The organism is Vibrio sp. ED002 (genome assembly GCF_023277445.1).
Lineage (GTDB): Bacteria > Pseudomonadota > Gammaproteobacteria > Enterobacterales > Vibrionaceae > Vibrio > Vibrio jasicida.
Genome location: NZ_CP080239.1, coordinates 2,148,240 through 2,167,948, shown reverse-complemented (window position 1 = coordinate 2,167,948; position 19,709 = coordinate 2,148,240). Strand labels below are relative to the sequence as shown.

The window sequence follows — 19,709 nt, the reverse complement described above, 5'->3', positions numbered from 1 at the left end:
CTCCGCCAGCTATTCTCCTTACAATGAATTCAATCGATTGCTTACCAATTGAATCCAGTAACTTGCCCCGAACTTCAAGATTCGGTCATTAAAATCGTATTCCGGATTATGCAGTGCACACCCACCTACAGAGTTAATGCCGTTTCCAAGCAACACATAACACCCCGGTTTAACACGCAACATGCTGGAAAAATCTTCTGAGATGGTTATCGGGTCACACTTACCATTCACGTTTTCGTCACCCAGAACTTGCTGAGCCGTCGTGATGGCATAAGCGGTTTGCTCATCGCTGTTGATCGTCGGATAAAATGTATTGATGAATTCGAAGGTATAATCAGCGCCTGCAGACTGGCAGATCCCAGCTACAATTCGCTCCATACGTGTTCTGATGATCTCAAGGCTCTGCTCGGTAAAACAGCGACAATCACCTTTTATGGTCACTGTCGTAGGAATCACATTCACCGTCCCATCGGTGATAAGCTCGGTTGCGGATACCACCGCAGAGTCGTGAATCGCACTTAAACTTCTCGAAACAATGGTTTGTAGGCCCAACACAACCTGAGCCCCTACTACTAAAGGGTCAATCCCTTGATGTGGTAAAGCTGCATGCCCACCAACGCCTTTAATCACAATTTCAAAGCTGCTCTCACTCGCCATTAATGAACCAGGCCTCACCATCAGTTTTCCTTCCGCTAATCCGGGGAAGTTGTGAATGCCGTAAACTTCATCAATAGAAAAACGTTCAAAGAGCCCATCATCAATCATGGCTTGCGCGCCTTTTCCATGTTCCTCATCCGGTTGGAATATGAAATAAACGGTTCCATCAAAGCCGCCATGCTTAGCAAGATAGCAAGCCGCACCGAGTAGCATTGCTGAATGCCCATCGTGCCCACAGGCATGCATCTTCCCGTCATGCTGAGAGCAGTAAGAAAAAGTATTTTTCTCATGGACATGAAGCGCATCCATATCGGCTCGAAGACCAATGCTGGCTTTACTTTGTCCATGACGCAGGATCCCAACTAAGCCAGTTTTCCCGATATTACGAACCACTTCGATGCCAAAGCTTTGCAGCTTGCTTGCAATGAAATCAGCCGTCATATCAACATCAAACCCGCATTCAGGAAATCGATGCAAATGCTGTCGCCATTCCATCATGTTTTGAATCAATTCAGAGGAGAGCTGATTAGGGTCGATAGGCGTAGATGAATGCATAACAAAAAGTCCTTTAAAATCAGTTTCAAAGCGGGGTAATTAAAGATTTAGTGGTAAGTGCTGATCTAAAAGGAGACCAAAACCTTTAATGTTTTTGGGATAGTGGAGTAAAGCTAAAGTGTGCCAAGCCAGTACTTGATTGCTAGACAACACTGGCTTGTTTATCGCAGCTTCAATATCGTGAATAACCGTGGTCGCTCGTAGCGCGGTACAAGAAATGAAAACGGCGTCAGCATCGGGATGACAGGCTTGTATTGCCGCATGAGTAATATCATTTGGAGAGATGAACGTCATCGCGGTGTCATCTTCAAAATCAAAGCCTACGATGTTAAGTACTTCGATACCTACCGTTGAGAAAAAGGCGGCCACGTCTTGGTTTACTGCTTGCGTATAGGGCGTAAGAATAGATACACGCTTTATGTTCAATCGTTCAAAAGCAGCGAGTGCTGCAGTGACTGGGTTTGTCACTTTTGTATCGGGGTGATGTGCCTGAATAAGGTCGGCAATGCGCTGTTCACCGATCGCAATAGTGCCCGATGTACACGCGTAGATAACCACATCTAGCGTTGTCCCAGGAAGAATCGTATCCGCAACCTCTTGGATTCTAGGCTCCATACGACGCAGATTATCTATGGTTAGCGGGTTGTAGTTACGCACTCGACTGGTAAATGAAGCGACATTTTGTGGGAATAGTTGGCGTAAATCGTTCTCGATATTAAAGTCTGTCGCCAGCGAAATAACACCCACACGACCTGCGCTCGCAAGATTATCCAGTTCATTCTGTAGCGCTATTGATCCCACTTCCATGCTCGCATCCTATCCATCAATATCTTGCTGAAACTGACGTTTTGGTAATGCCAATTCGCCTTTCGTTTCGATTTATTATTGCTTTACATTTTGTTTACAAGATTAATAATGCCTTGACGACAACAAGGAATTTCATCGAATGACTCCCATATTGTGCGGATTTTCTGCATTTTTGGTGAGCTATAGTGGTTTTCCTTTAATTAGTAAAAACAAGACATTCGCTCATGAGTGAGGTCACAATTCGGAGCCAGAGCATGATTAGCTCACCATATGGCTTCCATCCATTACAGGCAGAAAGGAATCGATCGTCATGACGTCAACGCCACCACTTTCCGTCGATAGTTTCGACCGCAAAATTCTCGACATTGTCCAGCATTCAAATAGAGCGACTTCAGACACTATTGCTGATCAGGTAGGGCTATCGCCAGCAGCGGTACAGCGTCGATTAAAGCGTATGAGGGCGCAAGGGGTAATACAAGCCGATGTCTCTGTTGTTAATCCCAAGGCTGTAGGCCAAACCATGACTTTTGTTGTGCAAGTAACGTTGGAAAGAGAAAGAGTCGACTTGATGCATAACTTTAAGAAAGAGATGACAACAAATCGCTCGGTACAACAGTGTTACTATGTGACTGGAAGTTCAGACTTTATTCTTATTGTCACTGCGGCAGACATGGAAGGTTATGACAAGTTTACACGAGAAGCTTTCTTCGATAATGCCAATATTAAGAGCTTTCAAACCAACGTGGTAATGGACAACGTGAAAGTGGGTTTAACAATTCCCATCGATGACCAATGAGAAAATTGAGAAAAGTCCAACATTAGTAGACATAAAAACGGCGCCTCCTTTCAAGCGCCGTTTAACGATTTCAACTGATCAGATGGCTTTAAACAGACTCAGAGTCTCATTTCACCAGTTCTCGATAGAGTTCAGGGTCCGTTGCCCCTTCTGTACCTATCACTAATACCTTACTTTCTGATCCCAAACCAAGCGCTGTTGCATAGTCGCTATCTTGGCGAGCTAGCACTGCAGCCGCAAAACCAGGAACAGCGGACTCTCCAGCTTCAATATGATTTTCACCTTTTGCCAGTATTTGCATCGCCTGAGGGATTGCGTCTTCGCTTAGCGTCATAAAGTCATCTGCGCCGTTATGAAGAATGTCCCACGCTAATACTGATACTTCGCCACACGCCAACCCTGCCATTAAGGTCTCTAAGTCCCCCTCAACAACAATAGGTTTCCCTGCTTGCGCACTTTTTTGAAGGCAATTCGCTTGTTCTGGCTCTACGATAATAAATCTTGGGCGCTGAGCTCCCCACAGATCCCAGAAATAACCACAAACTGCGGACGCTAACCCACCAACTCCGCCTTGCACAAACACGTGAGTCGGGATTTCGCCGTCAAGCTGCGCAACAACTTCAGACAACATTACGGTATAGCCAAGAGCAACATCTTTGGGGATTTCCATATAGCCTTCATAAGACGTGTCGGAAACGATCACACGATCGTGTACTTTTGCTTCACTGTCGGCTAAGCGCACTGATTCATCATAGTTGCCAGATATTCTAACCACTTGCGCACCAAAAGATTCCATGGCGTGTTTTCGACCTTCTGAAACGTCTTTGTGAATATAAATCACACACCCACAACCAAACATTTGTGCGCCCCAAGCAACAGAGCGTCCATGATTTCCATCTGTGGCACAACTGACTACGATTTCAGCCGCCTCTGACTTCCAGTCACCTTGGAGCAGCTCTTTTATTGTTGGCTGTTTGCCATAACGCTGCAAAATGACACTCTGCAACTGACGAGCAACAGCGTACGCACCACCTAACGCTTTGAAACTCTTGAGTCCAAACCTTTGTGATTCATCTTTATACCAAAGGCATGACACTCCGATGCCATCTGCGATGGAATGCAAAGAATGAAGAGGCGTAACCCCATAACCTGGCCATTGAGAAATCGTGTCTATCGCTAACCGAGCGCTCGCTACACTAAGAATCTCTTTTTGTTCATCTGAATACGTAAGGCCAGAATGCGCGGAAGGATTGGAGAAGTGGCTCAATTTACCCGTCAATAACTGCATAGATGCTCGTCCTTAAATTGTTCTCATATTCAACCTCATATGCTCATGTGATATGAAATTGCCAACCATTCAAGTTTAACGAGACTCGATGCAGTATTAGTGCCTTATGCTTCAGTAAAATGCTTTTTTTGATACTTAATACTGAGAAGAGCGAGGAAAATCCTCACTTAGTGCGACTTAACGCCACTTACAAAAAATCCACCGTATTCAATGAATACGATGGATTCGTTTATTGCTTTTTGCTTCGAGAATTTAATTATGAAAAGCGTTAAAACACACAGTGTTTAGCGAAACCTGTTGCTTCGTTTGCCGTCCATTCACCTTTCGGCTTCTCTTTTAAGTCTTTACACCACTGCTCGCTACCGATGCCATCTTGCAGAACACAGTGCTTCGCGAAATCAACCGCGTTGTCTGTTGTCCATTCTGTCTTTGGCTTTTCGCGCATGTCTTTACACCAAGCTTCTGTACCCACTTCGTCAGAGCATGCCGTTAGCGCTGTTGCTGCTAACAGTAGCATTACCAGTTTTTTCATAAATTTAGGTTCCACTTTCAATTGATGAATGAACTATACCCAAAATATCACTGTTCGTGTTAAGCCCGCGACAATTTATCGACTCTCTCTCCGTAAAAGAGACGAATTTCTGCCAACTCAACCTAACTGCATCGAAGTCGTTACTCGGCGTTTAACCAAATACGCTCGAACATGATCATAGATGTAATTGAAGGCAAGCGCATACAAGGTGATGAAGATCGTCACGCCCACGTCCATGACAAACGCTTCCCACATGCTGACTTCTAGCATCCACGCCATTGCCGGAATGGTGGCAAATAACAAACCCGCTTCAAACAACACCACGTGTACGATTCGAAGTCGGATTGTGCGTTTCTCTTTTGCCCCTGTCGCAAAGCGATCAAATATCCAGTTAAAGATGAAATTCCAAATCATCGCAATGGTCGCGACGACTATCATGGTTCCTGATAATGCACTGACTTCATGATCTGTAAACAATGCCAAACCTATAATGGATAAACTGATTGCCAATACTTCAAATAATACGGCGTGAAACACACGCTCTAACGCTCCCATAAAAACCTCACAACTTTACATGGAACAAGTTAAGTGCCGGCGATTATGACAGCTAGATCACGAAGAGAAAGTTAACAACCATCACGAATAGTGATAGCTTACAACTATGCTTTCCGGATGAGTCTCATCCAAGTTCTCTTTAGGTATTGAAATGTACAGCTTTGAACAACTAAAAATCTTTGTCACCGTGTGCAAAACAGGCTCCTTCTCCGCAGCCGCAAGAAAGCTAAAGCGAGCGCAATCAGGTGTAAGCCAGTCTGTCGCTAACCTTGAGATCGCAATTAACCAAGAGTTGTTCAATCGAGAGAAAAACACACCGACACTCACAGATAGCGGTAAAGCCTTATTGCCTATCGCTCAGTCCATTCTGCATCAACAAAAATTCTTCGACCAAAAAGTCGAGTCCTTAGAGCAAGCCTACGAACATGAGTTAGTGATTGCGATGGATGAATCTCTTATCAACCAATCGTTGCTGGCGCAATTTGCAAGCTTGGCTGACCAATTCCCTATCACGCAGTTCGATATCATTACCGCACCGACATTTGATGTAGAAGAATTGATTCGAAAAGGCAAAGCGCAAGTGGGTATCGTGTTGGCTGATGGTGAGCTAAAAATGGACATGGATTTCTTTACCCTCGGGCACACTCGTTTTCTCACCGTGGCTTCGCCTTCTCACCCATTGGCACAGCTATCGGTGGTTCATGATGCGGAGCTCAAAGCCCATCGCCAACTGGTACTACGCAGTGCACAAAGGAAAGAACTTTGGTTCAGTTACGCCATCAGCACTCAGTTATGGTTTGCTAATTCACATCAGACGCTGACTGACTTAGCGTGCCAAAACGTTGGCTGGGGATTATTGCCAGAAAGAGTGGTCAGTAATGAGATTGAGAGCGGTAAGCTAGTTGCCCTGCCCGTTGCGCACGAATTTGATGGCTGGCTCACGACAGTTGGATGTTTAGTTTCTCGAACCCGAGGTATGGGCCCGGTTTTGCAAGCTCTAGTAAAAACCTTGCAGAGCTATCGCTATCAGGACGAATAGCCCAAAACTGTTTTGTAGGTTTAAGTTTTAGAAACGCTCAGAGACCTAGACAGAGTCCAAGCCTAATTGAAGTTAAAGACGACGAGCTTGGGTCAACGCTTGGAGATTCGCAGAACCTGTACCAAAGCACGCCAAACGTAACTCTAATGCCATTTGTTCAAAGTGGTCGACAACAGATTGCGTGCTGATCGTCGCGGCTTTTAATACCGCACCTGCTTGCCCAACAAGGTTAGCACCTAGGTGAATCGCTTTTGCCGCTTCTAAGCCGTTATGCACGCCACCAGAGGCAATTAAAGGTAAGTTAGGGTATTGAGCATGGATTTGCTCTAAACACTTAGCCGTTGGAATGCCCCAGTCACGAAATAGCTCCGCAGCGCGCTGCATCTTGTTGTCTGTTTGGCAGTAACCTTCAACCGCAGACCAACTCGTGCCACCAGCGCCCGCAACATCAATCGCATCCACACCCGCGTCCACAAGCTGCTTGGCTACTGCACCACTGATGCCAAAGCCGACCTCTTTGATGATCATCGGGACATCAACGCGCTGTTTTAGCTGCTCAATCGATTTAAGTACACCAATCCAATCATGGTCACCATTCTGCTGAAAGGCTTCTTGCATAGGGTTGAGATGCACAAATAAAGCGTCCGCTTGGATAAAGTCGACTGCACGTTGAGCGTTATCGAGACGTTGTTTATCTCTCAGTTGAGCGGCACCCAAGTTGGAATACAAAGGCACGCCTTTAGCGAGATCACGAATGGTTTTGCCTAAACCTGAGTGTAGGCTGTCTTCTAGGCTCACTCGCTGCGAACCAACCCCCATCGCAATGCCCATTTCACTGGCAGCTTCTGCCAGACGACAGTTGATGATCTCTGCATCTTTTGCGCCACCCGTCATGGAACTGATCAAGAACGGCAGCGTCAATGAATGGCCAAGAAACTCGCTCGAAAGATCGATGGCGTTAAAGTCACATTCAGGCAATGCGCAATGCTCGAATTCGATAGACTCAAAGCCCGCCGTTTTGCTTTTCATGTTCATGTCATGATGTAAAACAGCGTCAAGATGTAAGTCTTTGCGATTAGATTGCGGAGCCATAATGTCACCCTAAAGTAAAACAGTCGCGCAGTATTGCGATCCTTGCCATTGTCGTCAATGCGAAAATTCGGAAATTGAACAATTTATTTACCGAATCGAGCCTTGTGCGCTCTCGCTTTATGACTAAGAAAGCATATCGAGGCGCTGCGTTTAAAACACTGCGCCTCACTGCTCTATTAAGCTTGGGTAACGATTAACAATGTTGCCACTCCGATGTGCCAAGAGTGGAAGTTCTCTATGTCATTTAGGCTATTTAGCCTCGACGGATTGAATAAGCGCCACCACCGTGCTGGTTGTAGGTGGTATGAACTGGTCTGGATCATCACAGAATTGAATTTTACCTTTCTCTTCAACATGGAAAAGCGGAATCACCAAATTGTCTTTGTGGTACTCAAGGTAATCTTGGTAAGTGAAACTCTCACTCAGCTTAGTGTGTTTGATTTCAGCTCCTTGGCTCAGCAAACTCGCCATTTGGGAGTAACTGACGTTGCCGCCCATCAATAATTTGCCGTGATACTCTTCCGCAACTGAGTGTTTTTCATTGCCGTTAGATTTGGTTTTCTGCAGACAATGTACTTTATCTTCGCCAAACTCGCCGACAAATTGCATACACGCCATGATATTGAAGTGTTGGTCTGGCGTTAGCGCCACCACTTGACCAATGCCAATTAGATTCAGGTTGTCATCAGCATGGCTAGAGATCGGGTTACCGTAGTAATGGTCTAAGCCCAACATGCGAACTTGGCTAATGTAATCCCAGTTTGAATCGGTGAGCAGAACTTTGCGATCGTATCTCGCCAGCGCTTTACCTATCTCTTGAGCCACTCGGTTTGCACCAATCAATAGGAAACCTCTTGGCGCAGGCTCAGCCACATCCAACGCTTTAGCCATAGGACGCGCCGTCGCACTTTGTAGTACCACCGTGCCAATGATCACCATGAAGGTCATTGGCACCAACAGCATGGCTTCTGAAATACCATATTCCGTCAGCTTGATAGCAAACAGGGATGAGATGGACGCCGCCACGATACCGCGCGGAGCAACCCACGAGAGGAACAGCTTATCTTTGAAGGTTAAGTTACTGCGAATAGTTGAAGCGAAAATCGAAAGTGGACGCGATACCAACTGCATGAAAACAAACAGCAATACCGCACCGCTACCAAGCGCCGCGAAATCATCAAGACTGATGCGTGCCGCTAGGAAGATGAACAACCCGGTGATCAACAAGATGGTTAAGTGCTCTTTAAAGTGCAGGATTTGCTGAATATTGATGCCCTTGGCGTTCGCCAGCCACATGCCCATCACAGTAACGGTCAGTAGACCTGCTTCCGATTCCATTTGGTTAGAAATCGAGAACACACCGAGCACGACCATCAATACCGCAAAGGGCTGAAGGTATTCTGGCAGCCAAGCTCTACGCAAAACGGTAGACACCGCAGCACCAGAAGCAACACCGAGGACCAAGCCCACCGCAATGATGGTACCGAACACTTCGACGCTGTTAACGGCATTGTGCGAGACAATGAACTCGTACACCATCACCACAAACAACGCGCCCAATGGGTCGATCAAGATACCTTCCCAGCGCAGGATATTGGCTAATTTGGAGCTTGGGCGCACGGTTCTCAGCAATGGCACGATCACCGTTGGACCTGTCACGACGGTTAAACTGGCGAATAAAATCGCAAGCTCCCAAGTAAAATCAAGGAAATAGTGCGTCGCCACACTGGTGGCCACCCAAGAGATGATCGCGCCAACAGAGACAATGCTCCACACCGAGCCGCTCACCCCACGAATCTCTTTAAAGTTAAGGGTTAAACTGCCCTCAAACAGAATCACCGCCACCGCGAGAGAGACTAAGGGGAAGAGTAAATCCCCGAGAATTTCATCGGGTTTGAGCCACTGTAAGAATGGCCCAACGATCAAACCTGCCAACAATAAGAATAAGATGGCCGGCAAACGCATCCGCCACGCTAACCATTGGCACCCTAAGCCAATAACCCCAACCGCTGACAGCACCAGCGCTTCGTTGCCCACTTGCATCAATTATCACCTAATATTTATGGTCATTTTGGTGAGCTCACGCTCTACACAATTTAAGACTTTGAAATCTATTATGAATATAGTGTAGAGCAGACAAGCTGCCAGTGTTCATCCAAATATGCGACTCCATCTCAAAACTATCGTTCTCGGTTGTATATCGCGTTAGCTTGTCACACAGTGAACTAAGCTTAGCTAAGTTGCTCAAAGTTAAGGATTCTGAAACAAGGACAGGGAGTGCAGCAGTTGTTTATCTCATTGGCGGTTATCTTGGCGGTTTGCGCCTTACTCATCACATTGAAAGCAGTCGGTCGAATATCGAGGCTCGAAGACGAAGTATCTCAGCTTCATAAAGAACTGGCAGAACTGCGCGCGCGTTGGTTTGAGAGACATACACCGCCGACTCCAGAACCCGATCAACACGCTTCTCAACCACAACAGGCGTCGCCAGAACAGCCCGCACAACCTAGTGTTCCGTCGCTTAAATCAGATTCAAAGCCAACAATGATTTCAGAGCCTACCTCTGCGCCTCTAGCTGCCAAAGAAGCACCACCGCCAATTGTCGAGCCGAGCCTCCCTTCACTCGATGAAGTACACATAGCTGGTCTGGCGCAAAGCAGTGAATCCGTATTTGAGAAACAAGCCAATAAGCTGCTGACCAACATCCAAGAAAACTGGTTGGTTTGGGTTGGCGCGCTCGCCATGTTGATTGGTGGTGGTTATCTTGTACAAGTGATTGGCAGCCACATTGAGTTCTCACCAATCATGCGCGTGACCATCGCATTCTCCATCTCTCTTGCTACCGTGATAGCAGGTGAATGGTTCCATCGCCGCGAGCAGAAATCCCCAGACCGAGCAGGACGAGCGAAAGGCTTTACTTACGTTCCTGCCGCCATTACCGGAACAGGGTTAACTGGCACCTACTGCACGGTGATCTTTGCGTTTGTCTTCTATCAGCTCTTATCGCCAGGTGCATCACTGGTTATCTTGGCGGGTGCGGCATTTTCGAGCTTAGCGCTTTCTCTACGCCAAGGGCCTTTGATGGCCGTACTTGGTTTAATTGGTGGTTATTCAGCACCACTTTGGATTGGCGGTGCAGAGCCTAACTATTACTTACTCGCTGGCTACATCACTGCAATTTCAGTTGCCGCAACGCTACTGATGCAAAAGATCCGACACGCTTGGATTTCACCATCGATTACCGTGCCGCATATTTTGTGGATGCTGTTACTGATTGAGAGCATGCCAATAGAACAACTTTTCTCATGGCTTGCGATCTTCCTTTCTCTGAGTTTGTACCTGCTGTTTGCGGTGCCAAGAATGGGTTGGATACTCAAACCGCGTTACCGTCATTGCCAAGGCAGATGGACGCATCCACCGACAGGTATTGCTCTCGCGATGACATTATTAGTGCTGTCGGCACTAGCTCGCATGTCTAGCATTGATACCACTGAGATGATTTACTTCTATACCTTCTTTACTGCCATGATTTGGCTACCCGCCATTCGTAAAACTTGGTCATTAAGAGTCTATTTACCATCAATATTCGTGCCTTCTACCGCGATCATGCTACTTTCTATTGCGCTTGAATCTATCTACATGTCTGAAGGACAAACGCCAGTACTGCTCGCGCTCGGCATTAGTATTGTTTTGATTGCACTGAGAACATTATTACAGACATTGGCAGGTGACCGCTCTCAACTAACGGGCATCCTCTTCCTTGTGCTTGCCCCTGCAATGACCTTGATTACCCTGCTCTACACCTACGAATTCATGAGCCGTCATGTTTTAGGTTGGACACTCTTCACCGCCGTGATTGCGGCCTACTACGCCTTGCTAGGACAAAGATTCAAAGCGCTCGCACTGGAATGCTCTGCCATCATGCATGCCATAATTGCCGGAACGGCTTTCGTTTGGCTGAATGGCACATGGCTCACGACAGCTATTTCGATTCAAGTGGCGGTTATGGCGTTGCAGACTCAAGCCAATGTTTTCCGCCCAGCGAGTTGGGCAGTCAAAGTCGCAATGGGCATCTTAGTCGTACGTCTGACGCTATTACCGTTTATTCCAGAGTGGCAGCCTGTCAATGCGGGACACTGGGCTTGGGTGCTGATCAGTTACCTGCCTTCTTTGGCGATTCTTGCTTACGCTCGCACTGTGTTACATCGCTCAGATACAGAGCTCGCCAATTGGTTTGAAGGGGCGTTCTTACACGTCTTCTTGATGGCGGTGTTCACCCAAACCAACTACTGGCTCACAGGGCAATACGGTTACCTAGGCTACATCGATTTCACTTCGGCGATTGTGTTTGCTAACCAAGCGTTAGTGATGGGTTTGGTTTACAGCTATCGCAGCCAGTTTGCGCAGCAACTAGAGCGCGTTTATCAAGCTTACAGCTATCTACTTTGGGGCGCTTTTGTTGTGCTGATGATGTTGCTCAATAGCCTTGAATCGCCGTTGATGGTCAATAATGTTTCCGCTGAATCCGTGCCTGTGTTCAATATGCTGTCTCTTGGCTGGTTGCTACCTGCGATTGCCTTGCTAGTAACTAGTTACAAGCGTTGGAACACATTGCAGATCCCACGCCCTGTGGTCGCCAGCTTTGGTCTTATCTTGGCAACCATTTGGCTAGGTATGTCGATTCGCCAGTTCTGGCAACCTACCTCTATGACGCTCTCTCAACCGACTGGCATGGCAGAGCTGTTTACTTACTCGATTGCTGGTTTGATTGTCGGCGGCTTGCTGACTTGGGCTGGCGCAACCCGCAAAGCAATGACGATTCAACGCATTGGCTTAGCCGTGTTGGCGTGCGTCGCACTTAAGGTGTTCTTGTGGGATGTCCGCTCATTGGATGGCTTCTGGCGTGCGATCAGTTTCTTGGGCCTAGGTGCATCACTGATTGGATTAGGATGGTTATTTCAAAAACTCCATCGCTCGGTCGCGGAGCCTGCCGAGCAAGTGGAGTAGAGTTCAAAATAAGAAAGGTGATTCCCAACTCTTTTCTGGGTTACGCAACCACTGGTGAATTGAGAAGGGAATCTTGGAGTGTTCTTAACGCGCTATTTCAACAGCGCCACAACCGTATGACGACGAACATTCGCTTGTGCATTCAGCGCTTGGAACGTCGAGCTAAACTGACCGGAAGTGGCCATAAAGCCATCGAGTTTCGCATTGACATCAGCAGCACTTAACCGCTTGGATTGGCTCTGCACAGTATGCATTTGGGAGTTCAACTCACCGTGAAACGCTTTGGCTTCTTCCAAGCTGGTTTGTACCTGCCTTATGTGCTGATTCACTTTGGCGATGGTTTGCTTGATTCCATCACGAGAGCCTAAATCAAAGCTCAACTCAGCGATGCCATCCGGTTCTGATTTTAGGTTCAGAACATTCGCTTGCCCTGCAGGAAAGCGATGACCTTCGCCCGTCACTAGCACCTTTTGCTGCATTTGTTGATATGCCGTATCGCGCGCTTCAAACAAAATGGTGCCGTCTTCTGCCAGTGACGCTCGCATGCCCATCGCAATCAAACTGCGATCGAGCATTTTCACGGTGTGCGCACCATCGGCTTGACCATCAAATTGGATCATCACTGATTGACCTTGCGGAAAGTCTAAACGGATTTGCTCGGCTTTCTCACTCAAACGATGCACGTTCAAACCGGGGATGGAGAAACGGCGAATATCCGCTTTATCCAGTTTGAGGTGCAGCTCGTTATCAATCACTTTCTGCCCGTCAAAGCGCGCCTGTTCAACCACTTGTTGAATCGATGCTTTAGAACGTACTAGCCCTTCTTGTAAACCGGGAACGTTCTGCACGCCTTGGTTGACTGCTTGGGTCAAACCTCGCTTGATTTGAGTCAGCTCTTTACCAATCACTTGCAACGATTTAGAGGCAATTTGCACCGCGGTTGCTTGTTGCTGACCTTGAGTAAGCTGAATACCGGAAACGGAATAGGCTGACGCGGTGTCAGCCTGAACTTGCGTAGGACGCGGCTTAATCGCACTGCTCGAATCCGCTGAGCGGGTTGGCATGATAGAGGCTTGTTCTTGCCCACCTAAGCGTATGCTATGGGGTCTTACCTCTACTGTGCTCATCACCATACAAAACTTCCTTAAATACGATCAAACAGGTTGAGATCGTTGATCTTCACGTAGCTAGCTTGCGTTGCTTGTAACGCCGCCATGTAGTTGCTCAAACGTACTGATGCCTCACCGTAATCCAATGCCGATAAGTCACTGGTCACCTTATCAACGAACAACTTGTTTTCGCCGTGTGCACTGTCCATTAGGTCGAGGTTGTTATGGCGACCACCAATTTCTGTCATCGCTCCCAGTACGTTCGCCAAGGTATCATCAATGGCAGATAAGCTAGCGTCTACTTTCGCTTGAAAATTCGGACTCGGGTTCTCAAATTCTGCAATCAACGCATCGATTTGGTTCAATACGTTATCGCCACCGCCAAGCTCCAGAATCTCTTTCGCCGTCATATTGGAATCCATGGTCACGCCCTTTGCGACGGTGACCACGCGCTTATCACTGTTGCCATCAACTTGGTACGCACCACCAGCATTGCTCACTGCCGGCGTGTCCGTCTGAGTACCTGAAAACAGGTAGTGGCCTTCTTCGTCCTGCGCATTGAATGAGGATTCAATCGAATCACGGTAGCTTTTAAGCTCGATGATCATGCCGCTGCGGTCTTCATCGGTTAATGTGCCGTTCGCGCCCCAAAGCACCAAATCACGCACACTCTTCAAGCTCTCGTTGACCGAATCCAAATGGGTTTCTTGAGCAGAAAGTGTGGTTTTCAGATTGGCGATATTACTCTGGTACTGGCCGATCGCGCTGTTTTCACGTTCAAGGTTCAGCAGCTTTATCGACGCCATAGGATCGTCAGAAAGCTTGGTTAGTCGGTCACCCGTGGCCATTTGTTGAAGAACATGCCCCAAACCTGCGTTGTTGGTTTGCAGGCTTTGCAGCATCATTTGGCTAAATTGACTGTCACTGATTCGCATCTCGGGTTCCTTTTAGAATAACTGCAATACAGAGTCGAAAAGCTGGTTAGCGGTGCTAATGACTTTCATGTTGGCGTTGTGTGCATTAGCGAATGTCATCAGGTTCGCCGCTTCTTCGTCGCTGTTCACCGCACTGACGTTGTCGCGCGCGGCATGCGCTTGTTTGTTCATTGCCGCTTTAGCTTCATAATCCGCTTCTGCTTGGCGTGCTTTGATCGCCGTTTCACCGACCATTGCGGTGAACGCATCGTTTAAGCTCAGTGAGCCATAGCCAGTGACTGAAACCGGCTTATTGCTCAGTTGAATTAAGTCATTCAACACATCCGCATTGCCCGGAGTGCCATCGCTGGAGAACGCTAATTCTTCCGCGCTAATATTGGTAATGGTTAGGCTCGCTGCTGGGTTTGCTGGGTCGTAGCTAAACAATGGCTTGCCCGGATTGCCGTTGAGATCTTGCCCTGTAGCCAGAACAGCGTTGTATTCATCCGCCAATGCTTTTGCCATGTCATCCAAAGCGACTTGGTTTGGCTTAAGCACATCGGTTTGATAATCGTTAATCGCGCCCAACTTACCGCCTACCGAGTGGTCAATGACAAAGCTTTGCGAGGCGAAATCGACACTCAAATCCGCAAGATATGGGTCGCTTGGATCTGGCTTCGCTGTCAGCTGACCATAATCCGAACCCATTACCAAAGGCTGACCAGAAGCGAGTGTCACCTGCATGCTGCCGTCTGGTTGGTCGGTGGTTTTGATTTCAACGATTTGAGAAAGCTCGCCAATCAGCACATCGCGAGTGTCCATCAATTGAGCCGGATTGCCGCCTGTGCCTTGCATCTCGACAATCTGCTTGTTCACATCCGCAATGTTCGCCATCAAGCTATTGGCATGGTTCAACGCCGCAGTGCGCTGGTCACTCATGTCTTTATGCTGATTATGAAGGGACTCAGTTAACGTATTGAATCGGCGCGCCAACGCTTCTGATTCATTAATGATTTGCTGACGGTATGGGATTGATTCTGGTTTTACTGTGGCATCATTAAGCGCAGCATTAAGGGAATCTAACCCCGCAGAAACGCTAAAACCATCCGCGCCAAGCGTATTCTCAAGCTGGCTCATTGCGGTGGTATAACCCGCCGAATACGCCACTAAACTGTTGGTAGACCACGTTTGCTTCACCAAGAACTGGTCTGTGACACGACGAATGCTCGTCACTTCAACACCCATACCTGGGCTGAGCTTGTTGTACTTACCGTCACCAACAGACGCGGTTAGCGCTTGTTGTCGGCTATATCCCGGTGTGTTGATGTTTGCCACGTTTTGTGCGGTCACATCCAACGCCACACGGTTCGCGTTTAAGCCTGAAAGGGCGATATTAACAAGGTTCATTTACAGCTCCATTTTCCTGATCAGCGGCTGAGTAAACGCGGTCGTCATTCCGGCTTCACCGAGCACTTGTTTAACAGAGGCGACCGCTTGTAGCGTGGGATTAACTGCGTCGGTCTTCATCGCGATTTCATCGTTTTCAAGTTGTGATGTGCGTTCAAGGCTGACCACTTTTCCATCGTTCGCCGGAGAGACATTACGTGATTGGTCGAACGCCACTTCGCGCATCGAAGGGCTAAGTTGCTGGATCAGCATATTAGCGATACCAGAGTTCTGTTTTTTCGCCAGCTCCATCGCCAATTGCCCATCGTACATATCGCGAAACACACCTTGTTGCTGGCTAGCAAACGGGCTGTCTTTGTCGGCCAATACATCACTGCTGCTGCGCATTTGACGTAGCACCATTTGTAGGAACATCGCCTCGAATTGACCCGCAACCACTTCAAGAGCGCCTTCTTGATCGCGGCTTTTCTTAATGCTCGCTAGGGCGCTGTTGTCGTGATACAGCATGGTATTGAGTTGTGCTTGATCGCCGCTCGTGTCTAACTTCATCGCTAACTCCTTAAATCACCACAAGCTCAGCATTCAGCGCGCCCGCTTCATTCAATGCTTGCAGAATCGACATCAGATCCGTTGGCGTTGCGCCTAAGCTGTTTACAGCGTTGACGATAGTGTTCAGTTCCGTGCCCGGAGGCCAAATCACCATTTGCGCTTGTTCTTCGTTCACATCGATTTGGGTTTGATCCACCACTTTGGTTTCACCATCAGCAAACGCGTTCGGTTGGCTGACTTGTTGAGATTCAGAGATTCGAACAGTCAAGTTGCCGTGGCTTACTGCCGCTTCACCAACCTTAACGTTCTTACCAATCACCACCGTACCCGTTCGGGAATTGAAGACGATACGAGCTGTTTTACGACCTTCTTCCACGCTCATCTCTTCCAACATCGACATCATGGTGACACGCTGTTGGGTGTCCATTGGTGCACGCATTTCGACGCGCGCTTTGTTGATGGCTTTCGCTACGTTTGGACCAAAAGTATTGTTGATTTCACGGGCGATGTTTTTCGCCGTTGTGAAGCTAGGTTTACGCAGGTTCAACGTAATTTCGTCACGCTGATTAAAGTCGGTTTCGATTTCTCGCTCTAGCGTTGCTCCATTGGGAATGCGACCCGCAGTTGGCGTGTTCACTTCGACCTTGGAGCCACTTCTGCCTTCGGCAGACAGACCGCCAACAACCACGCTACCTTGAGCAATGGCGTACACTTCACCATCGATACCGCGCAGTGGCGTTAGCAGTAACGTGCCACCGCGCAAGCTTTTCGCATCGCCGATAGAGGAAACCACTACGTCCAAGGTTTGACCAGGGCCCGCCATTGGGTCAACGGATGCGGTAACACTTACAGAAGCCACGTTACGTAACTTCGGGTTCATGCTGTCGTCAATCTGAACACCAAATTGGCGCAGCATGTTAGTAATCGATTGAGCGGTGAATTTCACTTGGTTACGGTCGCCTTGACCGGCCAAGCCCACGACTAAACCGTAACCGACTAATTGGTTTTCTCGGATGCCCTGTACATCCACCAAGTCCATGATCGGAATTTCCACTTCGGCATGTGAAGTGGCAGGAAGTCCCAAGGTCAGAGCCAATAGGAAAGAAGTAAAGAATGCGTTGATTGGCTTCATTAGAATGGTACCCATGGGCTGTTGAAGAACTGAGTCAGCCACCCGGCTGCGTTGCTGTCCGCTAATGCGCCACGACCAGCGTAGGTAATGCGAGCATCCGCAATACGTTGAGAAGACACTTGGTTGCTGCGGTTGATGTCATCAACACGCACAATACCTGTTAGGCGAATAAACTCATCGCCTTGGTTGAGTCGGAGCCACTTTTCACCGCTAATGCGAAGCACACCATTTGGCAGTACCTCATGCACCGTTACGGTGATCGCCCCTTGTAACTTGTTGCCTTGCGAGCTGGACGCACTGCCATCGAAGTTGCGGCTGCCATCAATACTTACGCCCAACTCATCTATGGTTTTGGTGCCAATAGTTGGCGTAGCAAAGTCAACGGTAGAGCTTTTACCAAACTGGGTGCCCGCCTTCTTGCTTGAAGAGGTTTCTTCAGAGAGCTGCACGGTCAAAACGTCACCGACTCGGTAGGCTCGGCGATCTTGAAATAACGTCATGGTGTATTGGTGACGATAAAGGCTACCGGACTTGGCCTCTGGCAAGGTGTAATCCAACACTGGCGGCGCGTATTCGTCTGTGTTTGGCTCTGGCGGAATAAACTCATCACGACCGGCACATCCCACCAGCAACACGACGGCAACTGCCCAACTCTTCGAAAGCCATTTCATTGCTTTTTCCTTCATCATCACCAATTTCTTACTTACATCGATTGCGCGACAAACTTCAGCATGTCGTCTGCGGCAGAAACTACTTTGGCGTTCATCTCGTACGCGCGTTGAGTAGTAATCATGTCGACCATCTCTTCCACTACCTGCACGTTCGAGCCTTCTAAAGCGCCCTGTTTGATGCTGCCCGCTCCGTCTTCGCCTGCAATCAATTCATCCGCAGGGCCACTTGCTTCTGTCTCACGGAACAAGTTACCGCCAACGGCTTCTAGACCGGCTGGGTTGATGAACTTCGCCAGCGTGATTTGGCCCAACTGCTGCGGCGTTGGATCGTCAGCCGATGTGGTTGTTACCGTGCCATCCACACCCACAGAGAACGAAATCGCGTTGTCTGGGATTTGGATCTGTGGCTCTAGTGGCAAACCTTGGCTGTTGACCATCAACCCCTCTGAGTTGATGTGGAACTGACCATTACGCGTATACATAATCTGGCCGTCAGAATTTTCGATTTGGAAGAAGCCTTGCCCCATCACCGCTAAATCCAACTCTTGCGTGGTGTTTTGTGTGTTGCCTTGGGTGAAGACTTTCTGCGTACCCACAACGCGAACACCGGAACCAAGCTGAACACCGCTTGGCAGTTCATTCACTTGGTCGACTTGCGCGCCCGGCTGACGCTGAATGCTGTAAAACAAGTCTTCAAACACCACGCGGTCACGCTTAAAGCCGACCGTGTTAACGTTCGCTAGGTTATTAGAGATGGCAGTCATTTTGGTATCTTGAGCTGCCATGCCCGTTTTACTTACCCATAATGCTGAATGCATTGGTTATCTCCTTTGGACGAGAATCCCTTGCTGAGAGGCTTATCTCGCCGCCATCAATTTGTTTCCGGCTTGCGCCAAGGTTTCTGCGGTTTTCATCATGCGAACTTGCATTTCGAAGTTACGTGTCAACGACATCACGCTCAGCAGTTCATCAATGGCAGACACGTTACTGCCCTCAATGTGCTCTGGAGAAAGCTGCACGGTTTCATCCGCAGGGAAAGGCACGCCATCTACGCTGTGTAGCAAGCTGTCGCTCTCTTTTTGCAGTTGGTTGATTGGTGGTTTCACCATCTTCAAGGTGCCCACTTCCACTTCTGCACCACCACCCGGAGGAATCACAGAAACGCGGCCACGTTCACTGATTTCAATCTTCTGAAAATCAGGCACAACGATTGGTCCGTTTTCACCGACAACCGGGAAGCCATTGATGCTCATTGCGCCAAAGGTATCGACTTTGATGTTGCCCGCTCGGGTGTAAGCTTCATTGCCAATTGGCGTTTCGACGGTGAGGTAGCCCTCGCCCATGATCGCCACATCCAGAGGACGACCAGTTTTCATGATGTCGCCAGAATCAAAACGCGTTGCGGCTGAGTTGGTCACCACCATGGTGCGGCCATCAAAGCCCGCACCTTGTAGCTCAACGCTGCGCACGCGTTCCATATCTGCACGGAAACCTGCGGTGTCAGCGTTCGATAAGTTGTTCGAACGTACGTGCTGAGCCTTAAGTACTCGACTCGCACCCGACGTGGCAGTAAATAACAAGCTATCCATGCGACTCTCC

18 protein-coding genes are annotated in these 19,709 nt (G+C 48.3%); 3 read left to right on the top strand and 15 right to left on the bottom strand.

Features of this window, described 5'->3' with window-relative positions:
* Positions 1 to 18: 18 nt before the first annotated feature.
* Positions 19 to 1,212: a M20 aminoacylase family protein gene (locus ITG12_RS26415; RefSeq protein WP_038876479.1), complete on the bottom strand. Its 1,194-nt coding sequence runs from the start codon at positions 1,210 to 1,212 to the stop codon at positions 19 to 21.
* Between the two features lie 39 nt (positions 1,213 to 1,251).
* Positions 1,252 to 2,019 (bottom strand): aspartate/glutamate racemase family protein, encoded by a 768-nt coding sequence (locus tag ITG12_RS26410; RefSeq protein WP_038868307.1) that lies wholly within the window; start codon positions 2,017 to 2,019, stop codon positions 1,252 to 1,254.
* A gap of 310 nt (positions 2,020 to 2,329) precedes the next feature.
* On the opposite strand from ITG12_RS26410, the gene ITG12_RS26405 reads away from it, so the two are divergent.
* The gene (locus ITG12_RS26405) at positions 2,330 to 2,815 is read left to right on the top strand and encodes an Lrp/AsnC family transcriptional regulator (RefSeq protein WP_038868305.1); all 486 of its coding nucleotides are present in this window, start codon (positions 2,330 to 2,332) and stop codon (positions 2,813 to 2,815) included.
* Positions 2,816 to 2,921: 106 nt separating this feature from the next.
* Here ITG12_RS26405 and ITG12_RS26400 read toward each other — a convergent pair whose 3' ends face one another.
* The 3 genes from ITG12_RS26400 to ITG12_RS26390 all read right to left on the bottom strand — a co-directional run bounded on the left by ITG12_RS26400 (position 2,922) and on the right by ITG12_RS26390 (position 5,190).
* Positions 2,922 to 4,103, bottom strand: a complete 1,182-nt coding sequence (locus tag ITG12_RS26400) for a diaminopropionate ammonia-lyase (RefSeq protein ID WP_248874533.1) — start codon at positions 4,101 to 4,103, stop codon at positions 2,922 to 2,924.
* 268 nt (positions 4,104 to 4,371) lie between these two features.
* Complete coding sequence (locus ITG12_RS26395) at positions 4,372 to 4,635, bottom strand: DUF3012 domain-containing protein (RefSeq protein ID WP_038868301.1); 264 nt, start codon at positions 4,633 to 4,635, stop codon at positions 4,372 to 4,374.
* A gap of 117 nt (positions 4,636 to 4,752) precedes the next feature.
* The gene (locus ITG12_RS26390) at positions 4,753 to 5,190 is read right to left on the bottom strand and encodes a PACE efflux transporter (RefSeq protein ID WP_248874531.1); all 438 of its coding nucleotides are present in this window, start codon (positions 5,188 to 5,190) and stop codon (positions 4,753 to 4,755) included.
* Between the two features lie 151 nt (positions 5,191 to 5,341).
* Between ITG12_RS26390 and ITG12_RS26385 the strand changes: the two genes are divergently transcribed.
* The gene (locus tag ITG12_RS26385; RefSeq protein WP_104026038.1) at positions 5,342 to 6,229 is read left to right on the top strand and encodes a LysR family transcriptional regulator; all 888 of its coding nucleotides are present in this window, start codon (positions 5,342 to 5,344) and stop codon (positions 6,227 to 6,229) included.
* Positions 6,230 to 6,301: 72 nt separating this feature from the next.
* Here ITG12_RS26385 and fni read toward each other — a convergent pair whose 3' ends face one another.
* Positions 6,302 to 7,321, bottom strand: coding sequence for a type 2 isopentenyl-diphosphate Delta-isomerase (gene fni, locus ITG12_RS26380; RefSeq protein WP_038868297.1), 1,020 nt, complete (start codon positions 7,319 to 7,321; stop codon positions 6,302 to 6,304).
* 249 nt (positions 7,322 to 7,570) lie between these two features.
* The gene (locus ITG12_RS26375; RefSeq protein WP_104026037.1) at positions 7,571 to 9,364 is read right to left on the bottom strand and encodes a sodium:proton antiporter; all 1,794 of its coding nucleotides are present in this window, start codon (positions 9,362 to 9,364) and stop codon (positions 7,571 to 7,573) included.
* Between the two features lie 234 nt (positions 9,365 to 9,598).
* Between ITG12_RS26375 and ITG12_RS26370 the strand changes: the two genes are divergently transcribed.
* Entirely contained in the window at positions 9,599 to 12,328 is a 2,730-nt protein-coding gene (locus tag ITG12_RS26370; RefSeq protein WP_248874529.1) for a DUF2339 domain-containing protein, read from the top strand.
* A 92-nt stretch (positions 12,329 to 12,420) separates the two neighbouring features.
* Here the strand turns inward: ITG12_RS26370 and ITG12_RS26365 are convergent, their stop codons facing one another.
* The 8 genes from ITG12_RS26365 to flgF are packed head-to-tail and all read right to left on the bottom strand — an operon-like array spanning position 12,421 to position 19,699.
* Complete coding sequence (locus ITG12_RS26365; protein ID WP_248874527.1) at positions 12,421 to 13,461, bottom strand: flagellin; 1,041 nt, start codon at positions 13,459 to 13,461, stop codon at positions 12,421 to 12,423.
* 11 nt (positions 13,462 to 13,472) lie between these two features.
* Complete coding sequence (gene flgL / locus ITG12_RS26360; RefSeq protein WP_248874526.1) at positions 13,473 to 14,372, bottom strand: flagellar hook-associated protein FlgL; 900 nt, start codon at positions 14,370 to 14,372, stop codon at positions 13,473 to 13,475.
* A 12-nt stretch (positions 14,373 to 14,384) separates the two neighbouring features.
* A complete protein-coding gene (gene flgK, locus ITG12_RS26355) occupies positions 14,385 to 15,758 on the bottom strand; it encodes a flagellar hook-associated protein FlgK (protein WP_248874524.1) in 1,374 nt (457 codons plus the stop codon).
* Entirely contained in the window at positions 15,759 to 16,307 is a 549-nt protein-coding gene (locus ITG12_RS26350) for a rod-binding protein (RefSeq protein WP_005432415.1), read from the bottom strand. It abuts the gene before it with no gap.
* Between the two features lie 10 nt (positions 16,308 to 16,317).
* Positions 16,318 to 17,439, bottom strand: coding sequence for a flagellar basal body P-ring protein FlgI (locus ITG12_RS26345; protein ID WP_248874522.1), 1,122 nt, complete (start codon positions 17,437 to 17,439; stop codon positions 16,318 to 16,320).
* Positions 17,439 to 18,110, bottom strand: coding sequence for a flagellar basal body L-ring protein FlgH (gene flgH / locus ITG12_RS26340; protein ID WP_038868279.1), 672 nt, complete (start codon positions 18,108 to 18,110; stop codon positions 17,439 to 17,441). The genes ITG12_RS26345 and flgH overlap by 1 nt, the downstream gene beginning before the upstream one ends.
* Before the next feature lie 32 nt (positions 18,111 to 18,142).
* Positions 18,143 to 18,928: a flagellar basal-body rod protein FlgG gene (gene flgG, locus ITG12_RS26335; RefSeq protein ID WP_005432423.1), complete on the bottom strand. Its 786-nt coding sequence runs from the start codon at positions 18,926 to 18,928 to the stop codon at positions 18,143 to 18,145.
* 39 nt (positions 18,929 to 18,967) lie between these two features.
* Entirely contained in the window at positions 18,968 to 19,699 is a 732-nt protein-coding gene (gene flgF / locus ITG12_RS26330; RefSeq protein WP_005435899.1) for a flagellar basal-body rod protein FlgF, read from the bottom strand.
* Between the last annotated feature and the right edge of the window lie 10 nt (positions 19,700 to 19,709).